The organism is Streptomyces sp. PA03-6a, assembly GCF_033792765.1.
Taxonomy (GTDB): Bacteria; Actinomycetota; Actinomycetes; order Streptomycetales; family Streptomycetaceae; genus Actinacidiphila.
The window spans coordinates 1-26,928 of the sequence record NZ_JARAVK010000126.1 but is presented as its reverse complement, the minus strand read 5'-3'; the positions used below and the strand labels follow the sequence as shown (position 1 = coordinate 26,928).

Here is a 26,928-nt window from a genome sequence, read left to right as displayed (position 1 = left end):
CGCCACACCGCCACCGGAGCCCCACCCTGGTCGTCCATCCCCGCATTGTGGCCGCCTCCCAGGCCTCCCGGGGCGGCAGGGTTACCAACTCCTGACCCTCGCACATGCGTCGGAGGCGGCCACGACGGGGCATACCGACATCGAGTGCGCACAAGCGGCTCATCCCCCCACACGCACACAGGTCACGTCGCGTCACGCGGCAGAGGAGGCCTGCCCCATGACCGGTCCCATCACGCCCCGGCTCACCCCGATCCCCGTCGACGGCATGACGCCGTGCGGCCGCGTCGCGACCGGCGCGACGCAGCCGTGCGGGGAGCCCGCACGGTGGCACATCCAATGGCTCCCCGGACACGGCTCGTTCGCGTGCCCGGGCCACATGGCGGAGGCGCGGCGGCTGTTCGCCTACGCCGACCGCCACCAGGTCGGCCCGGACTGCAACATGCCCGGGGCACTGTGGTCGGCGGGGCGGTGCGCCGTGCCCCGGGACCAGGCCCGGGCGGCCTGAGCCCAAGGGTCCGCGGGCTCAGCCCGAGAAGGCGTCGAGGATGCGCGCGGCGGCCAGGGTGGGCGTCAGCGTGCCCTCACGGACCTGCCGTTCGATCTCCGGGGTCAGCCTGCGCACCTCGGGGTGACCGCGCAGGCGGCCCAGCAGTTCCTCGCGGACCATGCTCCAGGCCCACTCCATCTGCTGGTCGCGCCGTTTGGCGGACAGCCGGCCCGTGGACTCCAGCAGCGTGCGGTGCTGCTCCAGCCGCTCCCAGAGGGTGTCGAGACCGGTGCCCTCGCGGGCGCTGCAGGTCAGCACCGGCGGGGTCCAGGCGGCGTCCACCGGGGTCATCATCCGCAGGGCGCCGGACAGTTCGCGTGCGGCGGCGCGGGCGTCGCGCTCGTGCGGGCCGTCGGCCTTGTTGACGGTGATGACGTCGGCGAGTTCGAGCACGCCCTTCTTGATGCCCTGGAGCTGGTCGCCGGTACGGGCCAGCGTGAGCAGCAGGAAGGTGTCGACCATGCTCGCGACCGCGGTCTCGGACTGGCCGACGCCCACGGTCTCCACGAGCACGACGTCGTAGCCGGCCGCCTCCACCACGACCATGGACTCCCGGGTCGCCTTGGCCACGCCGCCGAGCGTCCCGGCCGAGGGCGAGGGCCGCACGAAGGCCGAACGGTCCACCGACAGCCGCTCCATGCGGGTCTTGTCGCCCAGGATGGAGCCGCCGGTCAGCGTGGACGAGGGGTCGACGGCGAGCACCGCGACCCGGTGGCCGAGCCCGGTGAGCAGGGTGCCGAAGGCGTCGATGAAGGTGGACTTGCCCACCCCCGGCACCCCGCTGACGCCGATCCTGCGGGCCTTGCCCGCGTGCGGCAGCAGCTCGGTCAGGAGCCGCTGGGCGAGCTCCCGGTGATCGGGCCGCGACGACTCCACCAGGGTGATGGCGCGCGCGATCCAGGCCCGGGAGCCGTCCAGCACGCCTTTGACGTATGCGTCCAGGTCGATGGTGGGAGGCATGGGCTCACAGTTCGTGGCCGAGCGCGGCGGCCAGCCGCGTGACCAGGTCGTACGCCGAGTCGGGGATGACGGTGCCGGGCGGGAAGACCGCGGCCGCGCCCATGCCGAGCAGTTCGGGGACGTCCTGCGGCGGGATGACGCCGCCGACCACGATCATGATGTCCTCCCGGCCCTCGGCCGCCAGTTCCTCGCGCAGCGCGGGCACCAGCGTGAGGTGGCCGGCGGCGAGCGAGGAGACACCGACGATGTGCACGTCGGCCTCCACCGCCTGCCGGGCGACCTCGGCGGGGGTCTGGAAGAGCGGCCCGACGTCCACCGTGAAGCCCAGGTCGGCGAAGGCGGTGGCGATCACCTTCTGCCCACGGTCGTGACCGTCCTGGCCCATCTTGGCGACGAGGATGCGCGGACGGCGGCCCTCCGCCTCCTCGAAGCGGTCGACCAGCGCGCGGGTACGGTCCACGGACGGCGACTCCCCTGCCTCGTTCCGGTACACACCGGAGATCGTACGGATCTGCCCGGCGTGCCGGCCGTACACCTTCTCCAGGGCGTCGGAGATCTCGCCCACGGTGGCCTTGGCGCGGGCCGCGTCCACCGCGAGCGCCAGCAGGTTGCCCTCCAGGCCCCGATCCGCGCCGCGCTCGGCGGCGGTGGTCAGCGCGGCGAGCGCGTCCTGGCAGGCGGTCTCGTCGCGCTCCTCGCGCAGCCGGCGCAGCTTGGCGATCTGCTGGGCGCGCACGGAGGAGTTGTCGACCTTGAGGACCTCGATCTTCTCGTCGCTGTCCACCCGGTACTTGTTCACGCCGATGACGGGCTGCCGGCCGGAGTCGATGCGCGCCTGGGTACGGGCCGCGGCCTCCTCGACGCGCATCTTGGGGATGCCCGCGTCGATCGCCTGCGCCATGCCGCCGGCGGCCTCGACCTCCTGGATGTGCTGCCACGCGCGCCGCGCCAGGTCGTACGTCAGCTTCTCCACGTACGCGGAGCCGCCCCAGGGGTCGATGACCCGGTTGGTGCCCGACTCCTGCTGCAGCAGCAGCTGGGTGTTGCGGGCGATGCGCGCGGAGAAGTCCGTGGGCAGCGCCAGCGCCTCGTCGAGGGCGTTGGTGTGCAGCGACTGGGTGTGGCCCTGGGTGGCGGCCATCGCCTCCACGCAGGTGCGCGTGACGTTGTTGAAGACGTCCTGCGCCGTCAGCGACCAGCCGGAGGTCTGCGAATGGGTGCGCAGCGAGAGTGACTTCACGTTCGCCGGCTCGAACTGCCTGACCAGCTTGGCCCACAGCAGACGGGCCGCGCGCAGCTTGGCGACCTCCATGAAGAAGTTCATGCCGATCGCCCAGAAGAACGACAGCCGCGGCGCGAAGGCGTCGACGTCCAGGCCCGCGCCGAGCCCGGCGCGCAGGTACTCCACGCCGTCGGCGAGGGTGTAGGCGAGCTCCAGGTCGGCCGTGGCCCCGGCCTCCTGGATGTGGTAGCCGGAGATGGAGATCGAGTTGTAGCGCGGCATCTTCTGCGAGGTGTACGCGAAGATGTCGGAGATGATCCGCATCGAGGGCTTCGGCGGGTAGATGTAGGTGTTGCGGACCATGAACTCCTTGAGGATGTCGTTCTGGATGGTCCCCGCCAGCTTCTCGGGCGGTACGCCCTGCTCCTCCGCGGCCACGATGTAGAGCGCCAGCACCGGCAGCACGGCGCCGTTCATCGTCATCGACACGGTCATCCGGTCCAGCGGGATACCGTCGAAGAGCTGCCGCATGTCGTAGATCGAGTCGATGGCGACGCCCGCCATGCCGACGTCGCCGGTGACACGCGGGTGGTCGCTGTCGTAGCCGCGGTGGGTCGGCAGGTCGAAGGCGACCGACAGGCCCTTCTGGCCGGCGGCGAGGTTGCGCCGGTAGAAGGCGTTGGATTCCTCGGCGGTGGAGAAGCCCGCGTACTGCCGGATCGTCCAGGGCTGGTTGACGTACATCGTCGGGTACGGGCCGCGCAGGTAGGGCGCGATGCCCGGGTAGGTGCCCAGGAAGTCCAGGCCCTCCAGGTCGCGACCGGTGTAGAGCGGCTGGACGCCGATGCCCTCGGGCGTCTCCCACACCAGGTCCTCGGCGCCGCGGCCGGTGGTCTCCTTGACCGCGGCGCGCCACTGCTCCTCGGTGGCGCCGTTCCCGGCGCCCGGTCCCAGCTCGATCTCCGAGAAGTCCGGGATCCGCATCACGCCACTCCCATCCGGTCGAGAACGGAGGTCAGGACGGCGACCGCGTCGCCGCCCGCGAAGACGAAGCCGTCGACGCCGGCCGCCGTGTAGGCCTGTTCGTGCTCGCCCGGACGCCCGGCCAGGAACACCCGGCCGGCGCCCGCGGCCTTCAGCGCCGCGGCGACGTCCGCGGCACGCTCCTGGTACAGCGCGTCGCTGGAGCACAGGCACGCGATCTGCGCACCGCTGCGGGCGAAGGCCTCGGCCGCGGTCGCGGCGTCGACCGTCACCGGGTCGTGGACGGGCTCGACGCCGCCGGCCTGGAAGAGGTTGGCGGCGAAGGTGACGCGGCCGGTGTGCGCGGCGGCGGGACCGAGGGCGGCCAGGAAGACCTTCGGGCGGGACCCGGTCGCGGCCAGGTGGGCGTCCGAGCGGGCGCGCAGGTTCTCGTAGGCCTCGTCGCGGCGGACCTTCGGCAGCCCTCCGGAGGGCGCGGCCGGGGCCGGGTCGCGCTCGACGGGTGCCTCGGACAGCAACGGGAACTCGCTGACGCCGGTGATCGGTTCGCGGCGCTTCGCCAGCGCCCGGGCGCGCTCGGCCCAGGTCGCGGCCAGGCGGTCGGCGACCAGGCCGGAGGCGAGGGCCACGGCCTGTCCGCCGGAGCGCTCCAGCTCCTGGAACCAGGCCCAGGCGGCCCCGGCGAGCTCGTCGGTGAGGCGCTCCACGTACCAGGAGCCGCCGGCGGGGTCGACGACCCGGGCCAGGTGGGACTCCTCCAGGAGGATGGTGGAGGTGTTGCGGGCGATGCGGCGCGCGAAGGCGTCGGGCAGGCCCAGCGCGTGGTCGAAGGGCAGCACCGTGACCGAGTCCGCGCCGCCGACACCGGCGCCCAGCGTGGCGACGGTGGTGCGCAGCATGTTCACCCACGGGTCACGGCGGGTCATCATCACCGGCGAGGTGACGACGTGCTGGCGCTGCCCCGCCGCCGCGGTCGCGCCGCACACCTGCGCGACGCGGGCCCACAGCCGGCGCGCGGCGCGCAGCTTGGCGATCGTCAGGAACTGGTCGGCGGTGGCGGCGTAGCGGAACTCCAGCTGACCGCAGGCCGCGTCGACCGGCAGTCCGGCCTCGGTGAGCGCCCGCAGGTAGGCCACGCCGGTGGCCAGGGAGGCGCCGAGTTCCTCGGCGGCCGAGCCGCCCGCCTCGTGGTACGGCAGGGCGTCCACGGTCAGCGCGCGCAGCCCCGGGTACTGCTCGTGGGCCCGGCGTGCCAGCCCCGCGGCGGCGGCGGTGTGCGCGGCGAGCGCGTCGGCGTCACCGGTGCGGGCGACGTGGCCGAGGGGGTCGGCGCCCAGGTTGCCGCGCGCGGCCCGACGGGCCACGCCGCGTTCGTCGTACAGCGCGAGCAGCGCCTGCCCGGCGGCCTCGAAGTCCGCGCCCGCGTCGAGCACGACCGGGGCGAGGTCGAGGTAGACGCCGTCCAGGGCCGCGCCGAGCGCGGACACCGGGAGCCCGGCGTCGCCGAGCACGAGCCAGAGGGATGTGACGCCGTTCTCAAGGTCGGCGAGCACCGCCTCGTTCGCGCGGGCCGCGTCGGGCCGCGCGTGGCGCTGGCGCACGTCCCAGCCGCCGAGGACGCCGCCCGCCGGGGCGCCGCCCCGGGTGAAGGGTGCGAAGCCGGGGAGGCCGACGCGGTCGCCGAAGGCGTCGGGCGCGTCGGGCGCGGTGTACAGCGGGCGCGTGGTCAGCCCGTCTTCGAGGGTGGTGGACAGCGCGTCCTCCGCCGCCTGACCCGAGACGTCCTTGCCCGCCTTGCGCAGGACGCCCTCTACGAGGCGCCGCCACTGCTCGTGGGTCGCATCCGGGAATTCGGCGGCCAGAGAAAGCCCGTCATCAGGCAGGACCGTCATGCTCAGAGGTTAGTGCCCGTGAGCAGGTGAGCAGCAGGGGGCACACCTGTGACCTAGCCCATTCCCGTGCGCCCTTGATCCGTTCGCACGCGATGCTCTATTCGACGCCCTGTTCGACTGCGCTGCTCGGGACGCGCTCCGACGCCCCGGCCCGGGCGGCGGCCGTGGCCTGCGTGAGGTCGGCCACCTGGCGGCGCAGCTCACGGACCTCCCGCAGCAGTTCCTCGGTGACTTCCTGGACGCGCCGGTTCTCCTCCTCGTCCTCCTGGAAGCGGGCCAGGAACCAGGCGGCGATGTTGGCGGTGACCACACCGAGCAGGGCGATGCCCGAGAGCATCAGCCCGACGGCGATCAGCCGGCCGACGCCGGTGGTGGGGGCGTGGTCCCCGTAGCCCACGGTCGTCATCGTGGTGAAGGACCACCACAGGGCGTCGCCGATGGTGCGGATGTTGCCGTGCGGGGAGTTGCGCTCGACCTCGAGGACGGCGACCGACCCGAACGCCAGCAGCCCGAGCACGGCACCGACGACGTACGTCGTCAGGCGCACCTGCGCCGCCATCCGCACCCGCTGGCCGACCAGGAAGAGCGCGGAGACCAGCCGCAGCAGGCGCAGCGGCTGGAGCAGCGGGAGGACGACCACCGCCAGGCTGAGCGGCTGGCGCTTGACGAACTCCCAGCGGCGCTCGCTCAGACCCAGCCGGACCGCGTAGTCGGCGGCGAACAGGGCCCAGACCGTGCGCTCCGTCCAGTGCGCGGTGGTCATGAGCGCGGGGTCGGCGGCCGGCACCAGGATCGGCAGGGCGTAGGCGGCGCCGAACACCACGGCCAGGGCGAGCAGCGGCGCCCTGGTCTGCAGCTCCCAGCGTTCGAGACGGTTCATGGGCTCAGTGTGCACGCTCTGCCCGCACGCCCCAGCGGCACGGCAGGCCAGGTCACGGCGCCGCCGACCGTGGCCCGGTTGGGGCAGGTTTCCCGAACGGTTCGTGTACTGGCCCCCACTTGTTCGGACAAGTTGAGGAAGCTGACGGCTCCGCACATCCGACGGCCCATCGCATCTTCCGGGAGACAGGCCCTTCATGAACGCCCTTGACCGCAGAAGGTTCATGCAACTGGCGGGCGGTACGGCCGCCCTGACCGCGCTGTCCACCAGCATCGCCCGTGCGGCGGAGATACCCGCGCACAGGAACACCGGTTCCCTCAAGGACGTCGAGCACATCGTGGTCCTGATGCAGGAGAACCGCTCCTTCGACCACTACCTCGGCACCTTGCGCGGTGTCAGGGGGTTCGGGGACCCGCACCCCGTGACGCTGCCGAGCGGCAAGCCGGTCTGGCACCAGTCGGACGGCACTAAGGAGGTGCTGCCCTTCCACCCGGACGCCGACGACCTCGGTCTGGCCTTCCTTGAGGACCTGCCGCACGGGTGGAAGGACACCCAGGCCGCCTTCAACAAGGGCCGGTACGACCAGTGGATCCCGGCCAAGTCCGCCACGACGATGGCGCACCTGACCCGCGAGGACATCCCGTTCCACCACGCGCTCGCCGACGCCTTCACCATCTGCGACGCCTACCACTGCTCCTTCATGGGCTCCACCGACCCCAACCGCTACTACATGTGGACGGGCCACACCGGCAACGACGGCAAGGGCGGCGGCCCGGTCCTCGGCAACGACGAACTGGGCTACTCCTGGACGACCTATCCCGAGCGGCTGGAGAAGGCCGGGGTCTCCTGGAAGATCTACCAGGACGTCGGCGACGGCCTGGACGCCGCGGGCGGCTGGGGCTGGATCGAGGACGCCTACCGCGGCAACTACGGCGACAACTCGCTGCTGTACTTCAACCAGTACCGCAGCGCCAAGCCCGGCGACCCGCTGTACGACAAGGCCCGCACCGGCACCGACGCCCGCAAGGGCGAGGGCTTCTTCGACCTCCTGCGCGCCGACGTCAAGGCCGGGAAGCTGCCGGAGGTCTCCTGGGTCGTGGCCCCCGAGGCCTTCACCGAGCACCCCAACTGGCCCGCCAACTACGGCGCCTGGTACATCTCGCAGGTCCTCGACGCGCTCACCTCCGACCCGGAGGTGTGGAGCAGGACCGCCCTGTTCATCACCTACGACGAGAACGACGGGTTCTTCGACCACGTCGTGCCGCCGTTCCCGGCCGGCTCGTCCGCGCAGGGCGGGTCCACCGTCGACGTCACCCGCGACGTGTACGCCGGCGACAGCGGGCGCCCGGCGGGTCCGTACGGGCTGGGTCAGCGCGTCCCGATGTTCGTCGTCTCGCCCTGGAGCAAGGGCGGCTACGTCTGCTCGCAGACCTTCGACCACACCTCCATCATCCGGTTCATGGAGCGCCGCTTCGGCGTGACCGAGCCCAACATCTCCCCCTGGCGCCGCGCCGTCTGCGGCGATCTGACGACGGCCTTCGACTTCCGGCACAAGGACAGCCGCACCCCGCGGCTGCCCGGCACCGACGGCTACCTCCCGCCGGACGGCGACCGCCACCCCGACTACTCCCCGGTCCCTCCCGCGAAGGGCTCGCTGCCCCGTCAGGAGCGCGGTCTGCGCCCCGCGCGGCCCGTCCCGTACGACCTCGCCGCGGACGGCGGGGTCAGCGCCGCGGGCTCGCTGCGGATCGAGTTCGCCTCCCACGGCGAGGCCGGCGCCGGTTTCCTGGTCACCTCCACGACGGACGCCTCCGGTCCGTGGACGTACACCGTCGGGCCGGGGCACTCGCTCACCGGCGCCTGGAACGTCGCCGCGGGCGCCCACGGCGACTACGACCTCACCGTGCACGGCCCCAACGGCTTCCTGCGCCGGTTCGCCGGCCGGGCCGCGGCGGCGGGTGCCGAGGTCAGCGCCCGCCACGACGGCGGGAGCGGCGCCGTGCGCCTGGTCCTGACCAACCACGGCCACTCGACGGTCACGCTCACGGTCAGGGACGGCTACGGCGAGCACAAGCCGGCGTCCCACCGGCTGCGTCCGGGCGCCCGTGTCGTGCACGTGGCCGAGACGCACCGCAGCCACGGCTGGTACGACCTGTCGGTGACCTCCGACCACGACGCCACCTTCGGGCGCCGGCTGGCCGGCCACGTCGAGACGGGCCGGGAGAGCACCAGCGACCCGGCGATCGGCGGCTGACCGTCCCGCCCGGTACGAGGGCGCGCGCCCGCTACATCGGCTCGACGTAGCGGGCGCGCCACTCCGGGCGGGGGTCGGTGCCCGGGCTCGTCCAGTACTCGCGTCCGGCGGCGATCCGCCCGTCGCGGACGGTCCAGAACGACGCCGCGTGGAAGAGCCCGAGGTCCACGTGCGGCACCTCGACCTCCGAGACGGCCTGGTCGCCGTCGCCCACGACCCGCAGGACGCGGATCGACCAGCCCTCCGGGTACTCGCTGTTGACGGCGAGGAAGTTGGCCCTGCCGACGATGCGCTCGCCGCTCACGGGCCACTCCACCACGGCGTCCTCGGCGATCAGTTCACCGGCACCGGCCCAGTCGCGCGCCTGGATCCGCTGCCACAGCTCTTCGACGACCTTCGCAGACTCCACGCTCACAGCATGCCGGAAGGAGCGCCGCCGGGACCCCGGTACGGCAGGGTCTGCCGGTAGACCACACTGGTCGTCGCGCTCCCGAACTGCGCCAGCTCGTCCATGACTTCCTCCAGGTGGCCCATGGACGCGGCGGCGACCTTCAGCACGTAGCACTCCTCCCCGGTGGTGCGCAGGCACTCCAGGATCTCCGCACGCTCCGCGAGCAGCCGGTGCAGGGGCTCGTGCCGGCTGCCGGGGTACTTCAGGCGGACGACCGCGAGGACCGGGTAGCCGGCCTTGCCGAGGTCGACCTCCGCGCGGTAGCCCGTGATGACGCCCAGGGTCTCCAGCCGGCGGACGCGCTCGGTGGTCGCGGAGGCGCTGAGGCTCACCCGGCGGGCCAGATCGGTGAGGGGGACCCGCCCGTCGCGCTGCAGCTCGGTGAGGATCGCCCAGTCGGTCGCGTCGAGATTCTCGGCCATACGGCGAAGATACCGGCGGATCCACGGTCGGGCGTCGCCCACACCGCGAGGAATGCCTTCCGGGCGGGACCTCCGGCTGGATAGCCTGACGGAGTGCGAATCGGTGTGAACGTCCCCAATTTCGGGCCCGGAACCGATCCCGGCGTGCTGCGCGACTGGGCGCGGACGGTGGAGGGCCTCGGCTTCGACCTGCTGATGGTCTCCGACCACGTCGTGGTGACGCCGGACGTGGCGGAGCCGTACCCGGCGCCCTTCTACGAGCCCTTCACCACCTTGTCCTGGCTCGCGGGCGTCACCGACAGGATCGGGCTGGGGACGACGGTGCTGATCCTGCCGTACCGGCATCCGCTGCTGACCGCCCGGATGGCCGCGAACCTCAACGCGCTCAGCGGCGGACGGCTGGTGCTCGGCGTGGGCGTCGGCTGGGCGCGGCAGGAGTTCGCGGCGCTCGGCGTCCCCTACGAGCGGCGCGGCGCGCTGACGGACGAGTACCTGGCGGCACTGCGCGAGGCCTGGAAGGACGAGGCGGACTACGCCGGCGGCCCCGTGCCGCTCTGGATCGGCGGCAACAGCGCGGCGGGACGCCGGCGGGCGGTCCGCGTCGGCGACGCGTGGCATCCGCTGCGGTTCACCCTGCCCTGGCTGCGCGAGGCCGTCGGCGACCTCGCCTCCCAGGCACGCGAGCGGGGGCGGCCCGTACCCGCCCTCGCGCCGCGCATCGCGCTGCGGCTCACGCCGGAACCGGTGACCGGGCCGGACCGGCTCGCCGGCGAGGGCACCCTCGACCAGATCACCGCCGACCTCGACGGACTGCGGGCGCTCGGCGCGGACACCGTCGTCCTGGACCCCTTCAACGGCGACCCCCACGAGATCCTGCGCCCGCAGACGGCGTGGCAGGCGCTCGCGGCCGTCGCCGCCCACCGCTCACGAACGGAGTGACGATGACCGACGAGATGACGACCCGGCTGCTGCGCCGGGCGGTCGAACTGGCCGCGGAGGCCCGTGCGTCCGGCAACCCGCCCTTCGGCTCGCTGCTGGCGGGGCCGGACGGCGCCGTGCTCGCCGAGGACCGCAACAGCAGCCTGAGCGACGACGACATCACCGCCCACCCCGAGCTGAAGCTGGCGCGGTGGGCGGCCCGGGAGCTCGATCCGGCCACCGCGGCCGCCACCACCCTGTACACCAGCTGCCAGCCCTGCGGGATGTGCGCGGGCGCCATCGAGCGTTCGGGCCTGGGCCGGGTCGTCTACGCCCTGTCCACCGACCAGCTCACCGGGCTCAAGTCGCCCGCCGCCAAGGCCGGTTTCCCGCACGTGCCGCAGGACGGCCCGGCCCTGTACGACGAGGCCCGCGTCCCGGTCGAGGGCTACTACTGATCCCTCCGGCCCCGGCCCCGCGTCCTCACTCCTGCTTCTCGCCCGAGGCGAAGCGGGAGATGATCAGGGCGACGATGATGATGGCCCCGTTGAGGAACTGGTTCCACAGCGGGGGCACTCCCGCCAGGGTCATCACGTTGACGACGAGCTGCAGGGTGAGGACACCGGTCAGCGCCCCGAAGAGCGTGCCGCGGCCGCCGTTGAGGCTGACCCCGCCGATGACGGTCGCGGCGAAGACCTGGAAGATCCAGCCGCTGCCCTGGTCCGCGGAGATCGAGCCGTAGTGCCCGCTGTAGAGCACGCCCGCGAAGGCCGCGAGCACGCCGCCCACGATGAGCACCACCCAGGTGATCCGGTCCACCCGGATGCCCGCGGTGCGCGCGGCCTCGGGGTTGCCGCCGATCGCGTACAGCGCCCGGCCGTGCCGCAGCCACGCGAGCGCGCAGCCGCCGACCGCGAAGAGCAGGGCGCAGACCCAGATCGCGGCGGGCACCCCGGCCCAGGAGGCGTGGCCGAGGTAGGTGAAGGAACCGGGGAGCTCCACGATGGAACGGCCCTCGGAGATGGCGATCTGCAGCCCGCGCAGCATGGTGAGCGCGCCGAGGGTGACGATGAAGCCGTTCAGCCGCAGCTTGAGGATGAAGAAGCCGTTGACGGCACCGATGACCGCGCCCACCAGCAGGCACACCGGTATCGCCGTCCAGACCGGCAGCAGTTCCAGTCCGTTGAAGCGGCCGCCCGCGGAGGGCAGGACGAGCCAGACGGCGATGACCGGCGCGACGCCGATCGTGGACTCCAGCGACAGGTCCATCCGGCCCGCGATGAGGATCAGCGCCTGGGCCAGCACGAGCAGGCTGAGCTCGGTGGACTGCTGGGCGACGCCGATGAGGTTGTCGGAGGTGAGGAACGCCGGCGAGACGATGAAGCCGATGACGCCCAGCACCAGGATGGCGGGGACGAGGGACAGTTCGCGGAAGCGGGCGAGCCCGCCCGGTACGCGGCGCGGCGTCCCGGCCGCGGCCGCCTCGGCGGTGGGCACCGGCGGCTCGGTGACGTCAGTGGTGGTGGACATGGCTACCCTTCCTCTTCCTCTCCCTGCTCGGTGTCCCGCTCCTGCGCGGGACGGGCGGCCACGCCCTCCATGGCGGCGACCAGTTCCTCGTCACGCCAGCCCCGGCCGAACTCCGCGATCACCCGGCCGTGGAACATCGCCACGATCCGGTCGCACGCCCTGAGGTCGTCCAGCTCGTCGGAGACGACCAGCGCGGCCCGCCCGTCGTCGGCGACCTTGCGGATCCTGCCCAGCAGGAACTCCTTGGACCGCACGTCCACCCCGTTGGTGGGCCGTACCGCGACCAGCACATGGGGGTCGGTGGCCAGGGCGCGGGCGACCACGACCTTCTGCTGGTTGCCGCCGGAGAGCGCGGAGACGGAGGTCGCCGCGCCCGGCGTCCTGATGTCCAGGTCCTTGATCATGCGCTCGGCGAACTCGCGGGTCCGTGAGGGCAGTACGGTGCCGAACGGCCCGAGCTGGTCGGTGACCGTGAGGGTGGCGTTCTCGGCCACGCTGCGCGTGCCGACCAGGCCCTGGTGGTGGCGGTCCTCGGGGACCAGGCCCACCCCTGCGGCCAGGGCGGCGGGGACGCCGGAGCCGCGCACCTCCCGGCCCGCGACGGTGATCCGCCCGGCGTCGGCGCGGTGCAGCCCGGCGAGGGTTTCCCCCAGCCGGACGTTGCCGCTGGCGGTGGCCCCGGCGAGGCCGACGACCTCGCCGGCGCGGACCTCCAGGCGGACGTCCGCGTAGGCGCCGCGCAGGGTCAGGCCGGTCACGTCCAGCAGCGGCGCGCCGCCGGTGGCCGCCGCCCGGCCGCCCGCCGGGGCGCCGGCCGCGGGCGCGGCGGCGCTCTCCCCGGTCATCGCCTCGACCAGGGCGTCGTGGTCCAGTTCGGCCACCGGGGCGGTGACGATGTGGCGGGCGTCCCGGTAGACGGTGACGGTGGTGCAGAGGTCGTAGACCTCCTGCAGGTGGTGCGAGATGAAGAGGAAGGCCACGCCCTGCCGTTGCAGGTCGCGGAGCTTGTCGAAGAGCCGGGTGATGCCGCGGGCGTCGAGCCGGGCGGTGGGCTCGTCGAGGATGATGAAGCGGGCGCCGAAGGACAGGGCGCGTGCGATCTCGACGAACTGCCGCTGCTCGACGGTGAGGTCGCGGGCGCGTGCGGCGGGGTCGATGTCGACCCCGTACTCGCCGAGCAGTTCGGCCGCCCGGCGGCGCAGTGCCGTCCACCGGATGGGGCGCAGCGCGCCGGGGCTCTGCCGGTTGAGGAAGAGGTTCTCGGCGACGGAGAGGTCGCCGATGACGGTGGAGCGCTGGTAGACGCAGGCGACCCGGGAGCGCCAGGCGTCGGTGTCGCCGAAGGAGGGCGCCGGTTCGCCCGAGAAGCGCAGGGTGCCGTCGTCGGGCTGCTGGAGGCCGGTGAGGATGCCGACGAGGGTGGACTTGCCGGCGCCGTTGCGGCCCACGAGGGCGTGCGACTCGCCCGGGGCGACCGAGATGCCCGCGTCGCGCAGCGCCACGGTGGCGCCGAACCGCTTGCTGATCCCGGTCGCCTCGGCCACGGCCGGCGGCGCGGTGGCGGGGTCCGCCATGGTGGTCTTCCGTTCTTCGGGTGCGGACGGACGGTCAGCCGATGTTGTTGCCCCACAGGGCCTTGTCGTCGACGTTCTCCTTGGTCACCAGCGGCGCGGGGAGCTGGTCCTCCAGGCCGTTGGGGATGCTGATGATCGTCGAGTCGTGGTCGGTGGGGCCGGCCTTGAAGGTCTTCCCCTCCGCGGCGGCCTTGGCGTAGTACAGCGCGTACTTGGCGTAGAGGTCGGCGGGCTGGGAGACGGTGGCGTCGATCTCGCCCTTGCGGATGGCGTCCAGCTCCTGCGGGATGCCGTCGTTGGAGACGATGCTGATGTGGCCCTTCTGCCCGGCCGGCTTGAGCAGGCCCTTCTGCTTGAGCAGGGCCAGCGTCGGCTGCAGGAAGACACCGCCCGCCTGCATGTAGATGCCGTTCAGGTCGGGGTGCTGGGCGAGCAGGCTCTGCAGCTTGGCGGAGGCGACGTCGCCCTTCCAGTCGGTGGGCAGCTCGAAGACCGTGATGCCGGGGAACTTCTCCTTCATGCACGCCGCGAACGCCTCGGAGCGGTCGCGGCCGTTGATGGAGTCCAGGGCGCCCTGGAACTCGGCGACCTTGCCCTTGCCGCCCAGTTGCTCGCCCAGGAACTCGCAGGCCTTGGTGCCGTACGCCTTGTTGTCGGCGCGGACGACCATGTAGACGTCGCCCTTGTCGGGGCGGGTGTCCACGCTGACCACGGGGATCTTCTTGCCGGCCAGGGTGTCGAGGGTGGAGGCGATGGCGCCGGTGTCCTGTGGCGCCATGACGACGGCCTTGGCCCCGGTGTTCTGGAAGACCTGGACGTTGGCGACGAGCTTGGTGATGTCGTTCTGCGAGTTGCTCCGCGGCAGCGCGTTCAGGCCGTCGTCCTCGATGCCCTTCTCGACGTACTGCGCGTAGGAGTTCCAGAAGTCGGAGTCCGAGCGCGGCAGGTCGATGCCGATGGCGGGCTTGTCGTCGCCGGAGCCGGCGGCGGTGCCGGTGCTGCCGCGGTTGCAAGCGGTGGCGAGCGCGGCCGTGACGAGAACGGCCGCGGCGATCGCGGCGGTGGAGCGCGTGCGGGCGGGCTTCATGCCGTGTTCTCCCTGTCCGGGTAAGCCGGGGCGATTCATCCGAGGTATCCCGGACGACAGGAAGGTAAGTCCGTCCCGCGACCCTGACAACCCCTTATACGGACACGATCGAATGGAGTTCGAGGGACGAGACATCCGAGGAATGGATTGCCAGCCCCGTCCCGGGGGCCTAGAGTCACCGTGGCGCGAGACCTCCGATGTCTTGGCCAGGCCGAGCGTGAAAGGCAGCCACTTGTCCGCAACCTCCGCCCGCATCACCGCGATCGACACCCACGACATCCGCTTCCCCACCTCACGGGAGCTCGACGGTTCGGACGCGATGAATCCGGACCCCGACTACTCCGCCGCGTACGTGGTGCTGCGGACCGATGCCGACGACGGCCACGAAGGACACGGCTTCGTCTTCACCATCGGCCGGGGCAACGACGTCCAGGTCGCGGCGATCGAGGCACTCCGCCCCCATCTCGTCGGCCGGCCGGTCGAGGAGCTGTGCGCCGACCCCGGCTCCGTGGCCCGCGACCTGACCGGCGACAGCCAACTGCGCTGGCTGGGGCCCGAGAAGGGCGTGATGCACATGGCGATCGGAGCCGTCGTCAACGCCGTGTGGGACCTGGCCGCCAAGCGCCGGGGCCTTCCGTTGTGGCGGCTGCTGGCCGAGGCCGAGCCCGAATGGCTCGTCTCCCAGGTCGACTTCCGCTACATCGCCGACGCCCTCACCCCCGAGCGTGCGCTGGAACTGCTGCGCGCGGGCCGGAAGGGCGCCGCCGCGCGCACCGCCGAACTGCTGGAGCACGGCTACCCCGGCTACACCACCTCGCCCGGCTGGCTCGGCTACTCCGACGAGAAGCTGACCCGCCTCGCCGAGCAGGCCGTGGCCGACGGCTTCACCCAGATCAAGCTGAAGGTCGGCGCCGACCTGGGCGACGACGTACGGCGCATGCGCACGGCCCGCGCCGCCGTGGGCCCGGACGTGCGCATCGCGATCGACGCCAACCAGCGGTGGGGCGTCGCCGAGGCCGTGGCATGGGTCACCGCGCTGGGCGAGTTCGACCCGTACTGGATCGAGGAACCCACCTCCCCCGACGACGTCCTCGGCCACGCCGCGATCCGCAAGGCGGTCGCGCCGGTCCGGGTCGCCACCGGTGAGCACGTGCAGAACCGGATCGTGTTCAAGCAGCTGCTGCAGGCCGGCGCGATCGACGTGCTGCAGATCGACGCGGCGCGGGTCGGCGGGGTCAACGAGAACCTGGCCATCCTGCTGCTGGCCGCCGCCTTCGGCGTCCCGGTGTGCCCGCACGCCGGCGGCGTCGGACTGTGCGAGCTGGTGCAGCACCTGTCGATGTTCGACTTCGTGGCACTGTCCGGCACGACCGAGGACCGCTCCATCGAGTACGTGGACCACCTCCACGAGCACTTCACGACGCCGGTCGTCATGCGCCGCGGCCACTACACCGCTCCGGTGGCACCCGGCTTCTCCGCGCAGATGAGGCCGGAATCGATCGACGCGTACCGCTACCCCGACGGTACGTTCTGGGTGGCGGACCGGGCACGGCAGGAAGGTGGGACGGCATGAGCGAGGAGTTGCGCGACCTGGAGGGCCTCGGGGCCCTGGTGACGGGCGGCGCCTCCGGGATCGGACTGGCGACCGCACGGCTGCTGGCCGCGCGCGGCGCCCGCGTCGCCGTACTGGACCTGGCGCCGGACGGACTGCCGGTGCAGCTGACGGGCTTCAAGGCCGACGTCAGCGACGACGCCTCCACGCGCGCCGCCGTGGACGCCGCGGCGGAAGCCCTCGGCGGCCTCGACGTCCTCGTCAACAACGCGGGCATCGGGGCGGCGGGCACCGTCGAGGACAACCCCGACGAGCAGTGGCACCGGGTGCTCGACGTCAATGTGCTCGGGATGGTGCGCACCACCCGCGCCGCGCTCCCGCACCTGCGGCGCTCGGCCCGTCCCGCGATCGTCAACACCTGCTCCATCGCCGCCACCGCCGGGCTGCCGCAGCGCGCGCTGTACAGCGCCAGCAAGGGCGCCGTGCTCTCGCTGACCCTGGCGATGGCCGCCGACCACGTCCGCGAGGGCATCCGGGTCAACTGCGTCAACCCCGGCACCGCCGACACCCCGTGGGTGGCCCGGCTGCTGGACGCCGCAGACGACCCCGAGGCGGAACGCGCCGCCCTCGACGCCCGGCAGCCGATGGGCCGTCTGGTGACCGCCGACGAGGTCGCCGCCGCCATCGTCTACCTGGCGAGCCCCGCCGCGGCCTCCGTCACCGGCACCGCGCTCGCCGTGGACGGCGGCATGGCCGGGCTGCGGCTGCGCCCGGCCGGGAAGTGAGGGCCCGGACCGCGATGCGCACCACCACCCTGGGCCGCAGCGAAGTCGCCGTCACCGAGGTGGGCTTCGGCGCCGCCCCGATCGGCAACCTCTTCACCCCGGTCGCCGACGACGCCGCCCGCGCGGCCGTGGACGCCGCCTGGGACGCAGGCGTCCGCTACTTCGACACCGCGCCCCACTACGGGCTCGGCCTGTCCGAACGCCGGCTCGGCGCCGCCCTGCGCGACCGGCCGCGGTCCGAGTACACCGTCTCGACCAAGGTCGGGCGGCTGCTGGAGCCCGGCGGACCGGGCGGGGACGACCTGGCGAACGGCTTCGCCGTGCCCGCCGGGCTGCACCGGGTCTGGGACTTCAGCGCCGACGGCGTACGGCGCGGCATCGAGGCGAGTCTGGAGCGACTCGGCCTGGACCGCGTCGACGTGGTGTACCTCCACGACCCCGACGACCACGCCGAGGAGGCCTTCGGCCAGGCGTACCCGGCGCTGGAGGAACTGCGCGCGCAGGGCGTGGTCGGCGCGATCGGCGCGGGCATGAACCAGACCGCCATGCTCGCCCGCTTCCTGCGGGACACCGACGTCGACGTGGTGCTGATGGCCGGCCGCTACACGCTGCTGGAGCAGGAGGGCCTGGCCGAGGTGCTGCCGCTCGCGGCGGCCCGCGGCGCGAGCGTGATCGTGGGCGGCGCCTTCAACTCGGGCCTGCTGATCGACCCGGGCGAGAACGCCACGTACGACTACGCCCCCGCGCCGGAGCCCGTGCTCGCCCGCGCCCGCCGCCTGCGGTCGGTGACCGGCCGGCACGGCGTGCCGCTGCGCGCGGCCGCGCTGCGCTTCCCCGCGGCCCATCCCGCCGTCGCGAGCACGCTGGTGGGGCTGCGTTCCGCCGACGAGGCGCGGGACACCGCGGCGATGCTGCGGCTGCCGCTCCCGGCCCCGATGTGGGCCGACCTGCGCGCCGAGGGCCTGCTCCGCGCGGACGTACCCGTACCGGACGAGGAGGTGTCATGAGGGTCGCCCTGCACACGAAGGTGCGAGCGGACCGGATCGCCGCGTACGAGGCGGCGCACCGCGAGGTGCCCGCCGAGCTGACCGCCGCCATCCGCGGCGCGGGCGTGCGCGAGTGGACGATCTGGCGCAGCGGCGGCGACCTGTTCCACCTGCTGGACGTCGACGACTACCCGGCGATGCTCGCCGCGCTGGAGCGGCTGCCCGTCAACATCGCCTGGCAGGCGCGGATGGCGGAGCTGCTGGAGGTCGCCCACGACTACTCCGCCGAGGGCGCCGGGGCGCCGCTGCCGGTGGTGTGGCAGCTGTGACCGCGGTGGAAGGCATCGTCGACGCGCACCACCACCTGTGGGACCTGTCGGTGCGCGACCAGGACTGGATCACCGGGGAGCAGCTGGCACCGCTGCGCCGCGACTTCTCCCTCGCCGACCTGGAGCCGGAGGCGAAAGCCGCCGGGGTCACCGCGACCGTCCTCGTCCAGACCGTCACGGTGGCCGCGGAGACCCCGGAGTTCCTGGCGCTGGCCGCGGGCAGCGACCTGGTCGCCGGGGTGGTCGGCTGGACCGACCTGACGGACCCCGCGGTCGCGGACCGGCTCGCGGCCCTGCGCGAACTGCCGGGCGGCGAGCACCTGGTGGGGATCCGCCACCAGGTGCAGGGCGAAGCCGACCCCGAGTGGCTGCTCCGTTCCGACGTGCTGCGCGGGCTGCGCGCGGTGGCAGACGCGGGGCTCGTCTACGACCTGGTGGTGCTCGCCCGCCAGCTCCCCGCGGCGACCCGCGCCGCCGGCCTCGTGCCCGAGCTGGTGTTCGTCCTCGACCACCTGGGCAAGCCGCCCATCTCCGAGGGCGGGACGCGGCCCTGGAGCGACGACCTGCGGTCGCTGGCCGCACGGCCCAACACCGTGTGCAAGCTGTCCGGCATGGTCACCGAGGCCGACTGGGACACCTGGAGCACGGCGGACCTCGCGCCCTACGCCGCCACCGTGCTCGACGCCTTCGGGCCCGGCCGCCTGATGTTCGGCTCCGACTGGCCGGTGTGCCGGCTCGCCGCCTCGTACGCCGAGGTGGTCGACGCCGCCCACGCCCTCACCGACGCGCTGGACGACGGCGAGCGGCAGGAGGTCTTCTCCGGAACGGCCCGGCGCGTCTACGGCCTCTGATCCCCCGCGCGGACCGGCCCCGGGCGGGGTGCGGGTGACTAGACTCCCACCCCTGGCAGCACGAGGGACGGGCGTGGGCGCGTGAGCGACGGCAGACCGGACACACCCCCGGCGAGCACGGCGGGGCGGCTCACCGTGCGCGACGTCCTCGACCTCGACCTCGTGACGCCCTGGGTGCCGGAGGTCGTGGCCGGTTCCGCCCATCTGCACCGCGCGGTGCGCTGGCTGCACGTGGCCGAGGCGCTGGACGTCGGGGTCATGCTCAGCGGCGGGGAGATGGTGCTGACCACCGGGCTGCTGCTGGCGGGCGACGAGCGGGCGCAGCGCGAGTACGTCGAGTCGATGCAGCGCGCCGACGTCGCGGCGGTCGTCCTGGGCCTCGGCCGGGCGTTCCGCACCACGCCCGAGCCGATGCGGCGAGCCGCCGAGCGCTGCGGGGTGCCGCTGATCGTGCTGCACCGGCCGGCACCGTTCGCGCGGCTCACCGAGGAGGTGCACGCGCGGCTGGTGCACGGCCGGTTCGCCGCGCTCGACCTCTCCGACCGGGTCCGCTCCTCGCTGACCGCGCTCAACCTCTCCGGCGCCAGCCTCCAGCAGGTCCTGGACGAGATAGCGGCGCACAGCGGCTGCCCGGCCGTCGTCGTCAACCTCGCGCAGCGCGTGCTGGCCTCGGCCGGGGACAAGGGCTCGCTCAACGACCTGCTGCGCGACTGGGAGCGGGTCTCCGGCCAGGTGGCCGAACTGGCCGGCAGCGGCGCGGTGACGGTCGGCCCGGACGGCTGGGTCGTCGCCCCGCTGGAGGCGCGGGGCCGGCAGTGGGGGCGCCTGGTGCTCTTCGGCTACCACGGCCCGGAGGAGTTCGGCCGGGTGCTGGGCGCCCGTGCCTCCGAGGCGCTCGCCATGCACCGCCTCCTCGGTGACCAGGACCGGGGCTGGGAGGACCAGGCCGCCGAGTCGCTGCTGCACGACCTGGCGACGGGCACGGCCCGCCCCGAGCAGCTGGTCACCCGGGTGCGCGCCGCGGGGCTCCCGGTCAACCGGCGCACCTTCGTGCCCGTCGTCGTCCGCCCGCTCGGCGCGGTGCCGGAGGGCCGGGACGACATGCCGGAGCTGATCGAGCACGTGCTGGCCGAACACCCCGGCGTCGCCGGGCTGGTGGCGCGGATCGGCTCGGCCGGCACGGCGGTCCTGCTGAGCATCCCGTACGGTCAGGACGCCGACGCCGCCGTGCACAAGGTGGCGGTGCGGGTGCACGAGGAGCTCGCCGGGCGGCACCGTACCGCGGTGGCCGGCGCGGGTTTCGGCTGCCGGGAGCTGGACGAGGTCCGCCGTTCCTTCGTCGAGGCGGTGCACGTGGCGGACGCGGCGGTCGCCGGCCCGCCGGACGCGCCGGTGGCCCGGCTGCGCGACGTGCGGTTGCGCGGCCTGGTGCGCCTGCTGCGCGACGAGCCGGAGCTGCAGGCCTTCATCGGGCGCGAGCTGGGGCCCCTGCTGGGGAACCCGGCGCTGCTGGAGGTGCTGCGCACCTATCTGGCCACGGGCCGCAACAAGTCGGCGGCCGCCCAGGTGCACCACGTCAGCCGGCCCGCCCTGTACCGGCGGTTGCAGAGCATCGAGTCGCTGCTCGGCATCGACCTGGACGACTGGGAGCAGCTCACCTCGCTGTACGTGGCGCTGCTCGCGCACGAGGCGCAGCGCGCCGCGGGGCCCGGGTCCGGCCGCTGAGCACACCGGGCCCGGGCTCCTGTACGAACCGGCGGGGTCAGCTCCTGCGGTCGGGCGCGAGACGGCTGAGCAGGAGGTAGACGAGGAGGGAGGCGGCGAGGCCGACGGCCCACCCGTAGTCCGCGAGCGGCTTCAGGAAGGGGATCATCCCGTCGACGGGGAACGGCCCCTGCTTGACGCCCTTGGCGTCGAGCCCGGAGTGCGAGCCGCCGATGGCCAGGACACCGCCGACCGCGAACGCCGCCAGCGCCCGCCAGTTCCACCCGCCGTCGTACCAGTAGCGGCCCTCCGTCCGGTACAGGTCGGCCAGTTCCAGCCGGGTGCGGCGCAGGATCCAGTAGTCGGCGATGAGGATGCCGGCCACCGTGCCGAGCAGACCGCCGACGGTGCCGAGCCAGGTGAAGATGTACGCCTGCGGGCTGGCCAGCAGCTTCCAGGGGAAGATGACGACGCCCACGACCGCGGTGATCAGCGCACCGGTGCGGAAGCTGATCCTGCGCGGCGCGATGTTGGACAGGTCGAAGGCGGGCGAGACCACGTTGGCCGCGATGTTCACCGACAGGGTGGCCACCAGGACCGTGATCAACGCGAAGAGCACCGCGGCCCAGTTGTCGAGCTTGGCGGCCAGCGCCACCGGGTCCCAGATCGGCTCGCCGTACACCGCCTGCGAGCCGGAGGTCACCAGCACCGACAGCAGCGCGAACAGCGTCATCGTGGTGGGCAGTCCGAGGGACTGGCCCCACAGCTGGGCGCGCTGGCCGGCGGCGTAGCGGGTGAAGTCGGGGATGTTGAGGGAGAGGGTCGACCAGAAGCCGATCATGCCCATGAGGGCGGGGAAGAAGACCTTCCAGAAGTCACCGCCCCAGCCGAGGGCGGAGGGCTGGTCGAGCAGCGGGCCGAAGCCGCCGGCCTTCACGCTCATCCAGATCAGCAGCGCGATCGCGCCGACGATGACGAAGGGGGCCGCCCAGTTCTCGAAGCGCCGCACCATGTCCATGCCGCGCACGATGATCGCGACCTGGATGATCCAGAAGACGACGAAGGAGAGCCACTGCGTCCACGGGTAGCCGCCGATCGTCCCGGCGGTCGCCCAGGAGTCGCCGAAGAGCTTCCCCGCGAGCAGGAAGATGCCGGAGCCGCCGATCCAGGTCTGGATGCCGAACCACACGCAGGCGACCGCCGCCCGGACCAGGGCGGGCAGGTTGGCCCCGCGCACCCCGAACGACGCGCGGGCGAAGACCGGGAACGGGATGCCGTACTTGGGACCGGCGTGGCCGGTGAGCAGCATCGGCACGAGCACGATGAGGTTGGCGAGGGCGATGGTGAGCACCGCCTGCTTCCAGTCCATGCCGAGGGCGACCAGGCCCGAGGCGAGGGTCCAGGAGGCGACGTTGTGCGCCATCCCGATCCACAGCGCGGTGAAGTTGTACGTGGTCCACTTCCGCTTGGCGAGCGGAACGGGGAGCAGGTCCTCGTTGGCGTAGGGGCCGGACGGGACGGCGTCGGGCGAGAGCTCGACGCGGCCGTCGGCCCCGGCTCTTCCGGCGGGGGGTGGAGCGGTGGCTGTCATGGCAGCCCCCTTCGTTCGAGGCGGGGAACGGGGATCGAACGTGCCGTGCGGGGGGATGGCGGGCCCGGGATCAGCCGCGGAGCGCGGGGATGACGGTGGAGCCGTAGACGTCGATGGTGGACTCCTTGGCGTCCTGCATGTCGTACAGGGCGAACTGGTCGACACCGAGGGCCTTCAGGGCGCGCAGCTTCTCGATGTGCTGCTCGGCGGTGCCGATGAGGCAGAAGCGGTCGACGATCTCGTCGGGGACGAACGCGGTGTCGGGGTTGCCGGTGCGGCCGTGGTGCGAGTAGTCGTACCCCTCACGGGCCTTGATGTAATCCGTGAGCTCCTGGGGGACCGCGCTCGACACCTCGCCGTACCTGGTCACCAGGTCGGCGACGTGGTTGCCGACCATGCCGCCGAACCAGCGGCACTGCTCGCGGGCGTGGGCCAGCGCCTGCGGGGAGTCGTCCTCGGTGACGTACGCGGGGGCCGCCACGCAGACCTTGACCTGCGAGGGGTCCCGGCCGGCGGCGGCCGCGGCGTCCCTGACCGACTTGACCATCCACTCGGTCAGGTAGACGTCGGCGAGCTGCAGGATGAACCCGTCCGCCTTCGCCCCGGTGATCGCCAGCGCCTTCGGCCCGTACGCCGCCATCCACACCGGCAGTCGCGCACCGGGGCGCACCCACGGGAACTTCACCACCGTCCCGCCGCCGAGGTCGGCCTCGCGGCCCTCGGCGAGCTCGCGGATGACGTGCATCGCCTCCTCGATGCGGGCGAGGGTGTTGGGCTTGCGGCCCGCCACACGCATCGCCGAGTCGCCCCGGCCGATGCCGCAGATCGTCCGGTTGCCGAACATCTCGTTCAGCGTGGCGAAGGTGGACGCGGTCACCTCCCAGGTACGGGTGCCCGGATTGGTGACCATCGGGCCGACGACCATCCGCTCCGTACGGGCCAGGATCTGGCTGTAGATGACGAACGGCTCCTGCCACAGCACCGTGGAGTCGAAGGTCCAGCCGTGGGTGAAGCCGTTGCGCTCGGCGCGCCGCATCAGCTCCACGACCCCCGACGCGGGCGGGTCCGTCTGCAGGACGAGACCAAAATCCATAGCTCTGCTCCCTGGGGTGGCTAGACGAGGTACTGGCAGGTCTCGCGGGTCTGGTAGCGGCCGTGGCCGGCCCGGCCCAGGTAGCGGTCCTGGTCGACGACGACGGTGCCGCGCGACATCACGGTGCGGGCCTTGCCGCGTACGTGCTTGCCCTCGTAGGCCGAGTAGTCGACGTTCATGTGGTGGGTCTGCGCGGACATCACCTGCTCCGCGCCCGGGTCGTAGATGACGATGTCGGCGTCCGCACCCGGCGCGATGGTGCCCTTGCGCGGGTACAGCCCGAACATCCGCGCCGGGGTCGCGCAGGCGATCTCGATCCACCGGCGCCGGCTGATGTGCCCGTCCACCACCGCCTGATGGAGCAGGTCCATCCGGTTCTCCACCCCCGGCAGACCGTTGGGGATCTTCGAGAAGTCACCCCGGCCCAGCTCCTTCTGCCCCACGAAGCAGAACGGGCAGTGGTCCGTGGACACCACCTGCAGGTCGTTGGTCCGCAGACCCTTCCACAGCTCCGCCTGGTGCTCCCTGGGGCGCAACGGCGTCGAGCAGACGTACTTGGCGCCCTCGAAGTCCGGCTCCGCCAGGTTGTCCGTGGACAGGAACAGGTACTGCGGGCACGTCTCGGCGAAGACGTTGAGCCCGCGGTCGCGCGCCGTCGCCAGCTCCGCGACCGCCTGCTGGGCCGAGACGTGGACGACGTAGAGCGGCGCACCGGCCACCTCGGCCAGCCGGATGGCGCGGTGGGTCGCCTCGGCCTCCAGCAACTCCCGCCGGACCTCGCCGTGGTAACGGGGGTCGGTCTTGCCCGCGGCCAGCGCCTGCTCGACCAGCACGTCGATGGCGATGCCGTTTTCCGCGTGCATCATGACCAGGCCGCCGTTGGCGGCGCCACGCTGCATGGCCCGCAGGATCTTGCCGTCGTCGCTGTAGAAGACGCCGGGGTAGGCCATGAACAGCTTGAAGGAGGTGACCCCTTCGTCGACGAGGAGGTCCATCTCCTTGAGGCTGTTCTCGTTGACGTCCGACACGATCATGTGGAACGCGTAGTCGACGGCGCAGTTGCCCTCGGCCTTGGCGTGCCAGGCGTCGAGTCCGGCACGCAGCGACTCGCCCACCGACTGGACGGCGAAGTCCACGATCGTCGTCGTACCGCCCCAGGCGGCGGCCCGGGTGCCGGTCTCGAAGGTGTCCGAGGCGAAGGTGCCGCCGAAGGGCAGCTCCATGTGGGTGTGCGCGTCGACACCGCCCGGGATGACGTACGTCCCGGTCGCGTCGATCACGGTGTCGGCCGTCCAGCCCTCGGCGACCGTGCTGCCGGTGGTGGCGAGGGCGACGATCCTCTCGTCCTCGACGAGGACGTCGGCGTGGACCTCCTCTGCGGCGGTGATGACCAGTCCGCCGCGGATCAGGGTTCGGCTCACCGGTTCCCTCCCTCCCCTCAGGCCTCGGTCAGCGGGCCGTAGGCGTCGGGGCGGCGGTCCCGGTAGAAGGCCCACTGCTGACGGACCTCCTCGATCTTCCCGAAGTCCAGGTCGCGCACGACGAGTTCCTCCTCCTTGTCGGAGGCGACGTCGCCCACGAACTGACCGCGCGGGTCGACGAAGTAGGACGTGCCGTAGAAGTCGTTGTCGCCGTACTCCTCCTGGCCGACCCGGTTGATGGCGGCGACGAAGTACTCGTTGGCGACGGCCGCGGCCGGCTGCTCCAGCTGCCACAGGTAGGCGGACAGCCCGCGCGAGGTGGCGGAGGGGTTGTAGACCAGTTCGGCACCGGCGAGGCCGAGTGCCCGCCAGCCCTCGGGGAAGTGGCGGTCGTAGCAGATGTAGACGCCGACCTTGCCGACGGCCGTGTCGAAGACCGGCCAGCCCAGGTTCCCGGGCTTGAAGTAGTACTTCTCCCAGAAGCCCTTGACCTGCGGGATGTGGTGCTTGCGGTACTTGCCGAGGTAGCTGCCGTCGGCGTCGATCACGGCGGCGGTGTTGTAGTAGAAGCCCGCCTGCTCGACCTCGTAGACCGGCACCACCATCACCATGCGGAGCTCCTTGGCGAGCGCCTGCATCCGCACGATCGTCGGGCCGTCCGGCACCGGTTCCGCCCACCGGTAGTGCTCGGGCTCCTGCACCTGGCAGAAGTACGGGGCGTTGAACACCTCCTGGAAGCCGATGACCTGCGCCCCCTGCGCGGCCGCCTCGCGGGCGTACCGCTCGTGGAGGTCGGTCATCGATTCCTTGTCGCCGGTCCACTTCGTCTGGACGAGCGCGGCGCGCACTACTCGACTCATCGGTCTTCCCTCCGACGTCGCGGCAATGAGCGGGCCGCGAAGGTGAACTCCGGGCCGCTTGACGGCTGACACTAGGAGCCCTGGGGTGCGGGGTGCAGTACCACGCTGTAACGCGCTGGGGCCCCCGGCGTTCCGCCGCGTCACCTGCGCGGACACGGCCCACGGCGGTGTCAGGTCCGTTCGCGCGGCAGGTGAAATCGGTGTTTCGTCCCGGGCCCCGGCGTTACCGGCGGGTGTCCCCGACTCACCGACAAGAAATATGGGCTGGACAAAAAAACTTTTCGGTGAGACGGTGGGGCCATGTTGGACGTGAGCGTGATCGAGGACTCGGCGGCCGCTGCCGCCACGCTGGACCCCGTACGGGCCCGCCTCCTCGCCGAGCTGGCGGAGGGGCCCGCGTCGGCGGCCATGCTCGCCGCCCGGGTCGGGCTGCCGCGGCAGAAGGTGAACTACCACCTGCGGACGCTGGAGGCGCACGGCCTGGTCGAGCTGGCCGGCGAACGCCGGAAGGGCAACGTCACCGAACGGCTGATGCGGGCCACCGCGGCCTCGTACGTGATCTCCCCGCTCGCGCTCGCCGCCGTCCAGCCGGACCCCGGGCGCTTCCGCGACCAGCTGTCCGCGCGCTGGCTGCTGGCCGTCGCCGCCCGGCTCGTCCGCGACGTCGGCACCCTGATCACCGGCGCGGCCAGGGCCCGCAAGCGGCTCGCGACGTACGCCCTCGACGGGGAGGTGCGCTTCGCCTCCGCCGCCGACCGGGCCGCGTTCGTGGAGGAGCTGACCCGCGGGGTGAGCGCGCTGATCGCCAAGTACCACGACGCGGACGGCGAGGGCGGTCGCGAGCACCGCATCGTGGTCGCGCTCCACCCCACCGTCAAGGAACCCGGCCCCACGTCCGGGCCGCCCGGGGAGGCTGCACCGGCCGTCGGGCGGGCCACGCCGGCCGCCGTCGAGGAGTCCCCGTGAGCGGCCCGTGACCCGTCCCGGGCCGGCACCGCACCGCACCGCCGAGCACCACCCCCGCCACCACCCCAC

At 72.7% G+C, this 26,928-nt stretch carries 24 protein-coding genes; 11 read left to right on the top strand and 13 right to left on the bottom strand.

Translation table 11 applies throughout. The features are described from left to right. The first annotated feature begins 217 nt into the window (after window positions 1–217). Complete coding sequence (locus PV350_RS27135) at window positions 218–505, top strand: hypothetical protein (RefSeq protein WP_500336587.1); 288 nt, start codon at window positions 218–220, stop codon at window positions 503–505. Between the two features lie 18 nt (window positions 506–523). Here the strand turns inward: PV350_RS27135 and meaB are convergent, their stop codons facing one another. The 4 genes from meaB to PV350_RS27115 all read right to left on the bottom strand — a co-directional run bounded on the left by meaB (window position 524) and on the right by PV350_RS27115 (window position 6,485). Further along, window positions 524–1,507 carry a methylmalonyl Co-A mutase-associated GTPase MeaB gene (meaB, locus tag PV350_RS27130; protein ID WP_500336585.1) on the bottom strand — a complete coding sequence of 328 codons (984 nt, stop codon included), beginning with the start codon at window positions 1,505–1,507 and terminating at the stop codon, window positions 524–526. Window positions 1,508–1,511: 4 nt separating this feature from the next. Then, on the bottom strand, window positions 1,512–3,713 hold the full coding sequence (gene scpA, locus PV350_RS27125; protein WP_500336584.1) for a methylmalonyl-CoA mutase: 2,202 nt from the start codon (window positions 3,711–3,713) through the stop codon (window positions 1,512–1,514). Further along, the gene (mutA, locus tag PV350_RS27120; RefSeq protein ID WP_500336582.1) at window positions 3,713–5,605 is read right to left on the bottom strand and encodes a methylmalonyl-CoA mutase small subunit; all 1,893 of its coding nucleotides are present in this window, start codon (window positions 5,603–5,605) and stop codon (window positions 3,713–3,715) included. The genes scpA and mutA overlap by 1 nt, the downstream gene beginning before the upstream one ends. Before the next feature lie 97 nt (window positions 5,606–5,702). Continuing rightward, window positions 5,703–6,485, bottom strand: coding sequence for a potassium channel family protein (locus PV350_RS27115; protein ID WP_499510649.1), 783 nt, complete (start codon window positions 6,483–6,485; stop codon window positions 5,703–5,705). Window positions 6,486–6,681: 196 nt separating this feature from the next. Between PV350_RS27115 and PV350_RS27110 the strand changes: the two genes are divergently transcribed. Continuing rightward, window positions 6,682–8,739, top strand: coding sequence for a phosphocholine-specific phospholipase C (locus PV350_RS27110; protein WP_500336580.1), 2,058 nt, complete (start codon window positions 6,682–6,684; stop codon window positions 8,737–8,739). 31 nt (window positions 8,740–8,770) lie between these two features. Here the strand turns inward: PV350_RS27110 and PV350_RS27105 are convergent, their stop codons facing one another. After that, entirely contained in the window at window positions 8,771–9,148 is a 378-nt protein-coding gene (locus PV350_RS27105; RefSeq protein ID WP_500336579.1) for a nuclear transport factor 2 family protein, read from the bottom strand. Window positions 9,149–9,150: 2 nt separating this feature from the next. Continuing rightward, on the bottom strand, window positions 9,151–9,612 hold the full coding sequence (locus PV350_RS27100; RefSeq protein ID WP_500336577.1) for an Lrp/AsnC family transcriptional regulator: 462 nt from the start codon (window positions 9,610–9,612) through the stop codon (window positions 9,151–9,153). A 93-nt stretch (window positions 9,613–9,705) separates the two neighbouring features. Here PV350_RS27100 and PV350_RS27095 point away from each other — a divergent pair, with 93 nt between their 5' ends. Further along, window positions 9,706–10,551: an LLM class flavin-dependent oxidoreductase gene (locus PV350_RS27095; protein ID WP_500336575.1), complete on the top strand. Its 846-nt coding sequence runs from the start codon at window positions 9,706–9,708 to the stop codon at window positions 10,549–10,551. A 2-nt stretch (window positions 10,552–10,553) separates the two neighbouring features. Then, window positions 10,554–10,988, top strand: coding sequence for a nucleoside deaminase (locus PV350_RS27090; RefSeq protein ID WP_499510654.1), 435 nt, complete (start codon window positions 10,554–10,556; stop codon window positions 10,986–10,988). Between the two features lie 25 nt (window positions 10,989–11,013). Here the strand turns inward: PV350_RS27090 and PV350_RS27085 are convergent, their stop codons facing one another. The 3 genes from PV350_RS27085 to PV350_RS27075 are packed head-to-tail and all read right to left on the bottom strand — an operon-like array spanning window position 11,014 to window position 14,721. Further along, window positions 11,014–12,060: an ABC transporter permease gene (locus PV350_RS27085; protein WP_499510655.1), complete on the bottom strand. Its 1,047-nt coding sequence runs from the start codon at window positions 12,058–12,060 to the stop codon at window positions 11,014–11,016. A gap of 2 nt (window positions 12,061–12,062) precedes the next feature. Beyond that, complete coding sequence (locus PV350_RS27080) at window positions 12,063–13,634, bottom strand: sugar ABC transporter ATP-binding protein (protein ID WP_499510656.1); 1,572 nt, start codon at window positions 13,632–13,634, stop codon at window positions 12,063–12,065. A gap of 34 nt (window positions 13,635–13,668) precedes the next feature. Continuing rightward, a complete protein-coding gene (locus PV350_RS27075) occupies window positions 13,669–14,721 on the bottom strand; it encodes a sugar ABC transporter substrate-binding protein (RefSeq protein WP_499510657.1) in 1,053 nt (350 codons plus the stop codon). A 232-nt stretch (window positions 14,722–14,953) separates the two neighbouring features. Here PV350_RS27075 and PV350_RS27070 point away from each other — a divergent pair, with 232 nt between their 5' ends. The 6 genes from PV350_RS27070 to PV350_RS27045 all read left to right on the top strand — a co-directional run bounded on the left by PV350_RS27070 (window position 14,954) and on the right by PV350_RS27045 (window position 20,949). Beyond that, complete coding sequence (locus PV350_RS27070; RefSeq protein ID WP_499510658.1) at window positions 14,954–16,294, top strand: enolase C-terminal domain-like protein; 1,341 nt, start codon at window positions 14,954–14,956, stop codon at window positions 16,292–16,294. Beyond that, window positions 16,291–17,058: an SDR family NAD(P)-dependent oxidoreductase gene (locus PV350_RS27065; protein WP_499510659.1), complete on the top strand. Its 768-nt coding sequence runs from the start codon at window positions 16,291–16,293 to the stop codon at window positions 17,056–17,058. Before PV350_RS27070 ends, PV350_RS27065 begins: the two co-directional genes overlap by 4 nt. A gap of 14 nt (window positions 17,059–17,072) precedes the next feature. Further along, window positions 17,073–18,065: an aldo/keto reductase gene (locus PV350_RS27060; protein WP_499510660.1), complete on the top strand. Its 993-nt coding sequence runs from the start codon at window positions 17,073–17,075 to the stop codon at window positions 18,063–18,065. After that, window positions 18,062–18,373 carry an L-rhamnose mutarotase gene (locus PV350_RS27055; RefSeq protein WP_499510661.1) on the top strand — a complete coding sequence of 104 codons (312 nt, stop codon included), beginning with the start codon at window positions 18,062–18,064 and terminating at the stop codon, window positions 18,371–18,373. Before PV350_RS27060 ends, PV350_RS27055 begins: the two co-directional genes overlap by 4 nt. Beyond that, complete coding sequence (locus PV350_RS27050) at window positions 18,370–19,224, top strand: amidohydrolase family protein (protein WP_500336571.1); 855 nt, start codon at window positions 18,370–18,372, stop codon at window positions 19,222–19,224. Before PV350_RS27055 ends, PV350_RS27050 begins: the two co-directional genes overlap by 4 nt. Window positions 19,225–19,305: 81 nt before the next feature. After that, window positions 19,306–20,949, top strand: a complete 1,644-nt coding sequence (locus PV350_RS27045; protein ID WP_500336570.1) for a PucR family transcriptional regulator — start codon at window positions 19,306–19,308, stop codon at window positions 20,947–20,949. 37 nt (window positions 20,950–20,986) lie between these two features. Here the strand turns inward: PV350_RS27045 and PV350_RS27040 are convergent, their stop codons facing one another. The 4 genes from PV350_RS27040 to PV350_RS27025 form a co-directional block, all read right to left on the bottom strand. Further along, window positions 20,987–22,519, bottom strand: coding sequence for an NCS1 family nucleobase:cation symporter-1 (locus tag PV350_RS27040; RefSeq protein ID WP_499510664.1), 1,533 nt, complete (start codon window positions 22,517–22,519; stop codon window positions 20,987–20,989). A 70-nt stretch (window positions 22,520–22,589) separates the two neighbouring features. Further along, entirely contained in the window at window positions 22,590–23,612 is a 1,023-nt protein-coding gene (locus tag PV350_RS27035; protein ID WP_499510665.1) for a TIGR03842 family LLM class F420-dependent oxidoreductase, read from the bottom strand. 20 nt (window positions 23,613–23,632) lie between these two features. Next, window positions 23,633–25,033: a dihydropyrimidinase gene (hydA, locus tag PV350_RS27030; RefSeq protein WP_499510666.1), complete on the bottom strand. Its 1,401-nt coding sequence runs from the start codon at window positions 25,031–25,033 to the stop codon at window positions 23,633–23,635. Between the two features lie 17 nt (window positions 25,034–25,050). Next, window positions 25,051–25,893, bottom strand: coding sequence for a nitrilase-related carbon-nitrogen hydrolase (locus PV350_RS27025; protein WP_499510667.1), 843 nt, complete (start codon window positions 25,891–25,893; stop codon window positions 25,051–25,053). Window positions 25,894–26,193: 300 nt separating this feature from the next. On the opposite strand from PV350_RS27025, the gene PV350_RS27020 reads away from it, so the two are divergent. Beyond that, complete coding sequence (locus PV350_RS27020; protein ID WP_500336567.1) at window positions 26,194–26,859, top strand: ArsR/SmtB family transcription factor; 666 nt, start codon at window positions 26,194–26,196, stop codon at window positions 26,857–26,859. Window positions 26,860–26,928 lie beyond the last annotated feature (69 nt).

Bases quoted from the DNA above. Each gene is read 5' to 3' on its own strand.
- PV350_RS27040 (WP_499510664.1), bottom strand. From the start codon at position 22,519: ATGACAGCCACCGCTCCACCCCCCGCCGGAAGAGCCGGGGCCGACGGC.
- mutA (WP_500336582.1), bottom strand. From the start codon at position 5,605: ATGACGGTCCTGCCTGATGACGGGCTTTCTCTGGCCGCCGAATTCCCG.
- PV350_RS27090 (WP_499510654.1), top strand. From the start codon at position 10,554: ATGACCGACGAGATGACGACCCGGCTGCTGCGCCGGGCGGTCGAACTG.
- PV350_RS27020 (WP_500336567.1), top strand. From the start codon at position 26,194: ATGTTGGACGTGAGCGTGATCGAGGACTCGGCGGCCGCTGCCGCCACG.
- PV350_RS27055 (WP_499510661.1), top strand. From the start codon at position 18,062: ATGAGGGTCGCCCTGCACACGAAGGTGCGAGCGGACCGGATCGCCGCG.
- PV350_RS27025 (WP_499510667.1), bottom strand. From the start codon at position 25,893: ATGAGTCGAGTAGTGCGCGCCGCGCTCGTCCAGACGAAGTGGACCGGC.
- PV350_RS27065 (WP_499510659.1), top strand. From the start codon at position 16,291: ATGAGCGAGGAGTTGCGCGACCTGGAGGGCCTCGGGGCCCTGGTGACG.
- PV350_RS27080 (WP_499510656.1), bottom strand. From the start codon at position 13,634: ATGGCGGACCCCGCCACCGCGCCGCCGGCCGTGGCCGAGGCGACCGGG.
- scpA (WP_500336584.1), bottom strand. From the start codon at position 3,713: ATGCGGATCCCGGACTTCTCGGAGATCGAGCTGGGACCGGGCGCCGGG.
- PV350_RS27135 (WP_500336587.1), top strand. From the start codon at position 218: ATGACCGGTCCCATCACGCCCCGGCTCACCCCGATCCCCGTCGACGGC.
- PV350_RS27115 (WP_499510649.1), bottom strand. From the start codon at position 6,485: ATGAACCGTCTCGAACGCTGGGAGCTGCAGACCAGGGCGCCGCTGCTC.
- PV350_RS27085 (WP_499510655.1), bottom strand. From the start codon at position 12,060: ATGTCCACCACCACTGACGTCACCGAGCCGCCGGTGCCCACCGCCGAG.
- meaB (WP_500336585.1), bottom strand. From the start codon at position 1,507: ATGCCTCCCACCATCGACCTGGACGCATACGTCAAAGGCGTGCTGGAC.
- PV350_RS27110 (WP_500336580.1), top strand. From the start codon at position 6,682: ATGAACGCCCTTGACCGCAGAAGGTTCATGCAACTGGCGGGCGGTACG.
- PV350_RS27035 (WP_499510665.1), bottom strand. From the start codon at position 23,612: ATGGATTTTGGTCTCGTCCTGCAGACGGACCCGCCCGCGTCGGGGGTC.
- PV350_RS27100 (WP_500336577.1), bottom strand. From the start codon at position 9,612: ATGGCCGAGAATCTCGACGCGACCGACTGGGCGATCCTCACCGAGCTG.
- PV350_RS27060 (WP_499510660.1), top strand. From the start codon at position 17,073: ATGCGCACCACCACCCTGGGCCGCAGCGAAGTCGCCGTCACCGAGGTG.
- PV350_RS27075 (WP_499510657.1), bottom strand. From the start codon at position 14,721: ATGAAGCCCGCCCGCACGCGCTCCACCGCCGCGATCGCCGCGGCCGTT.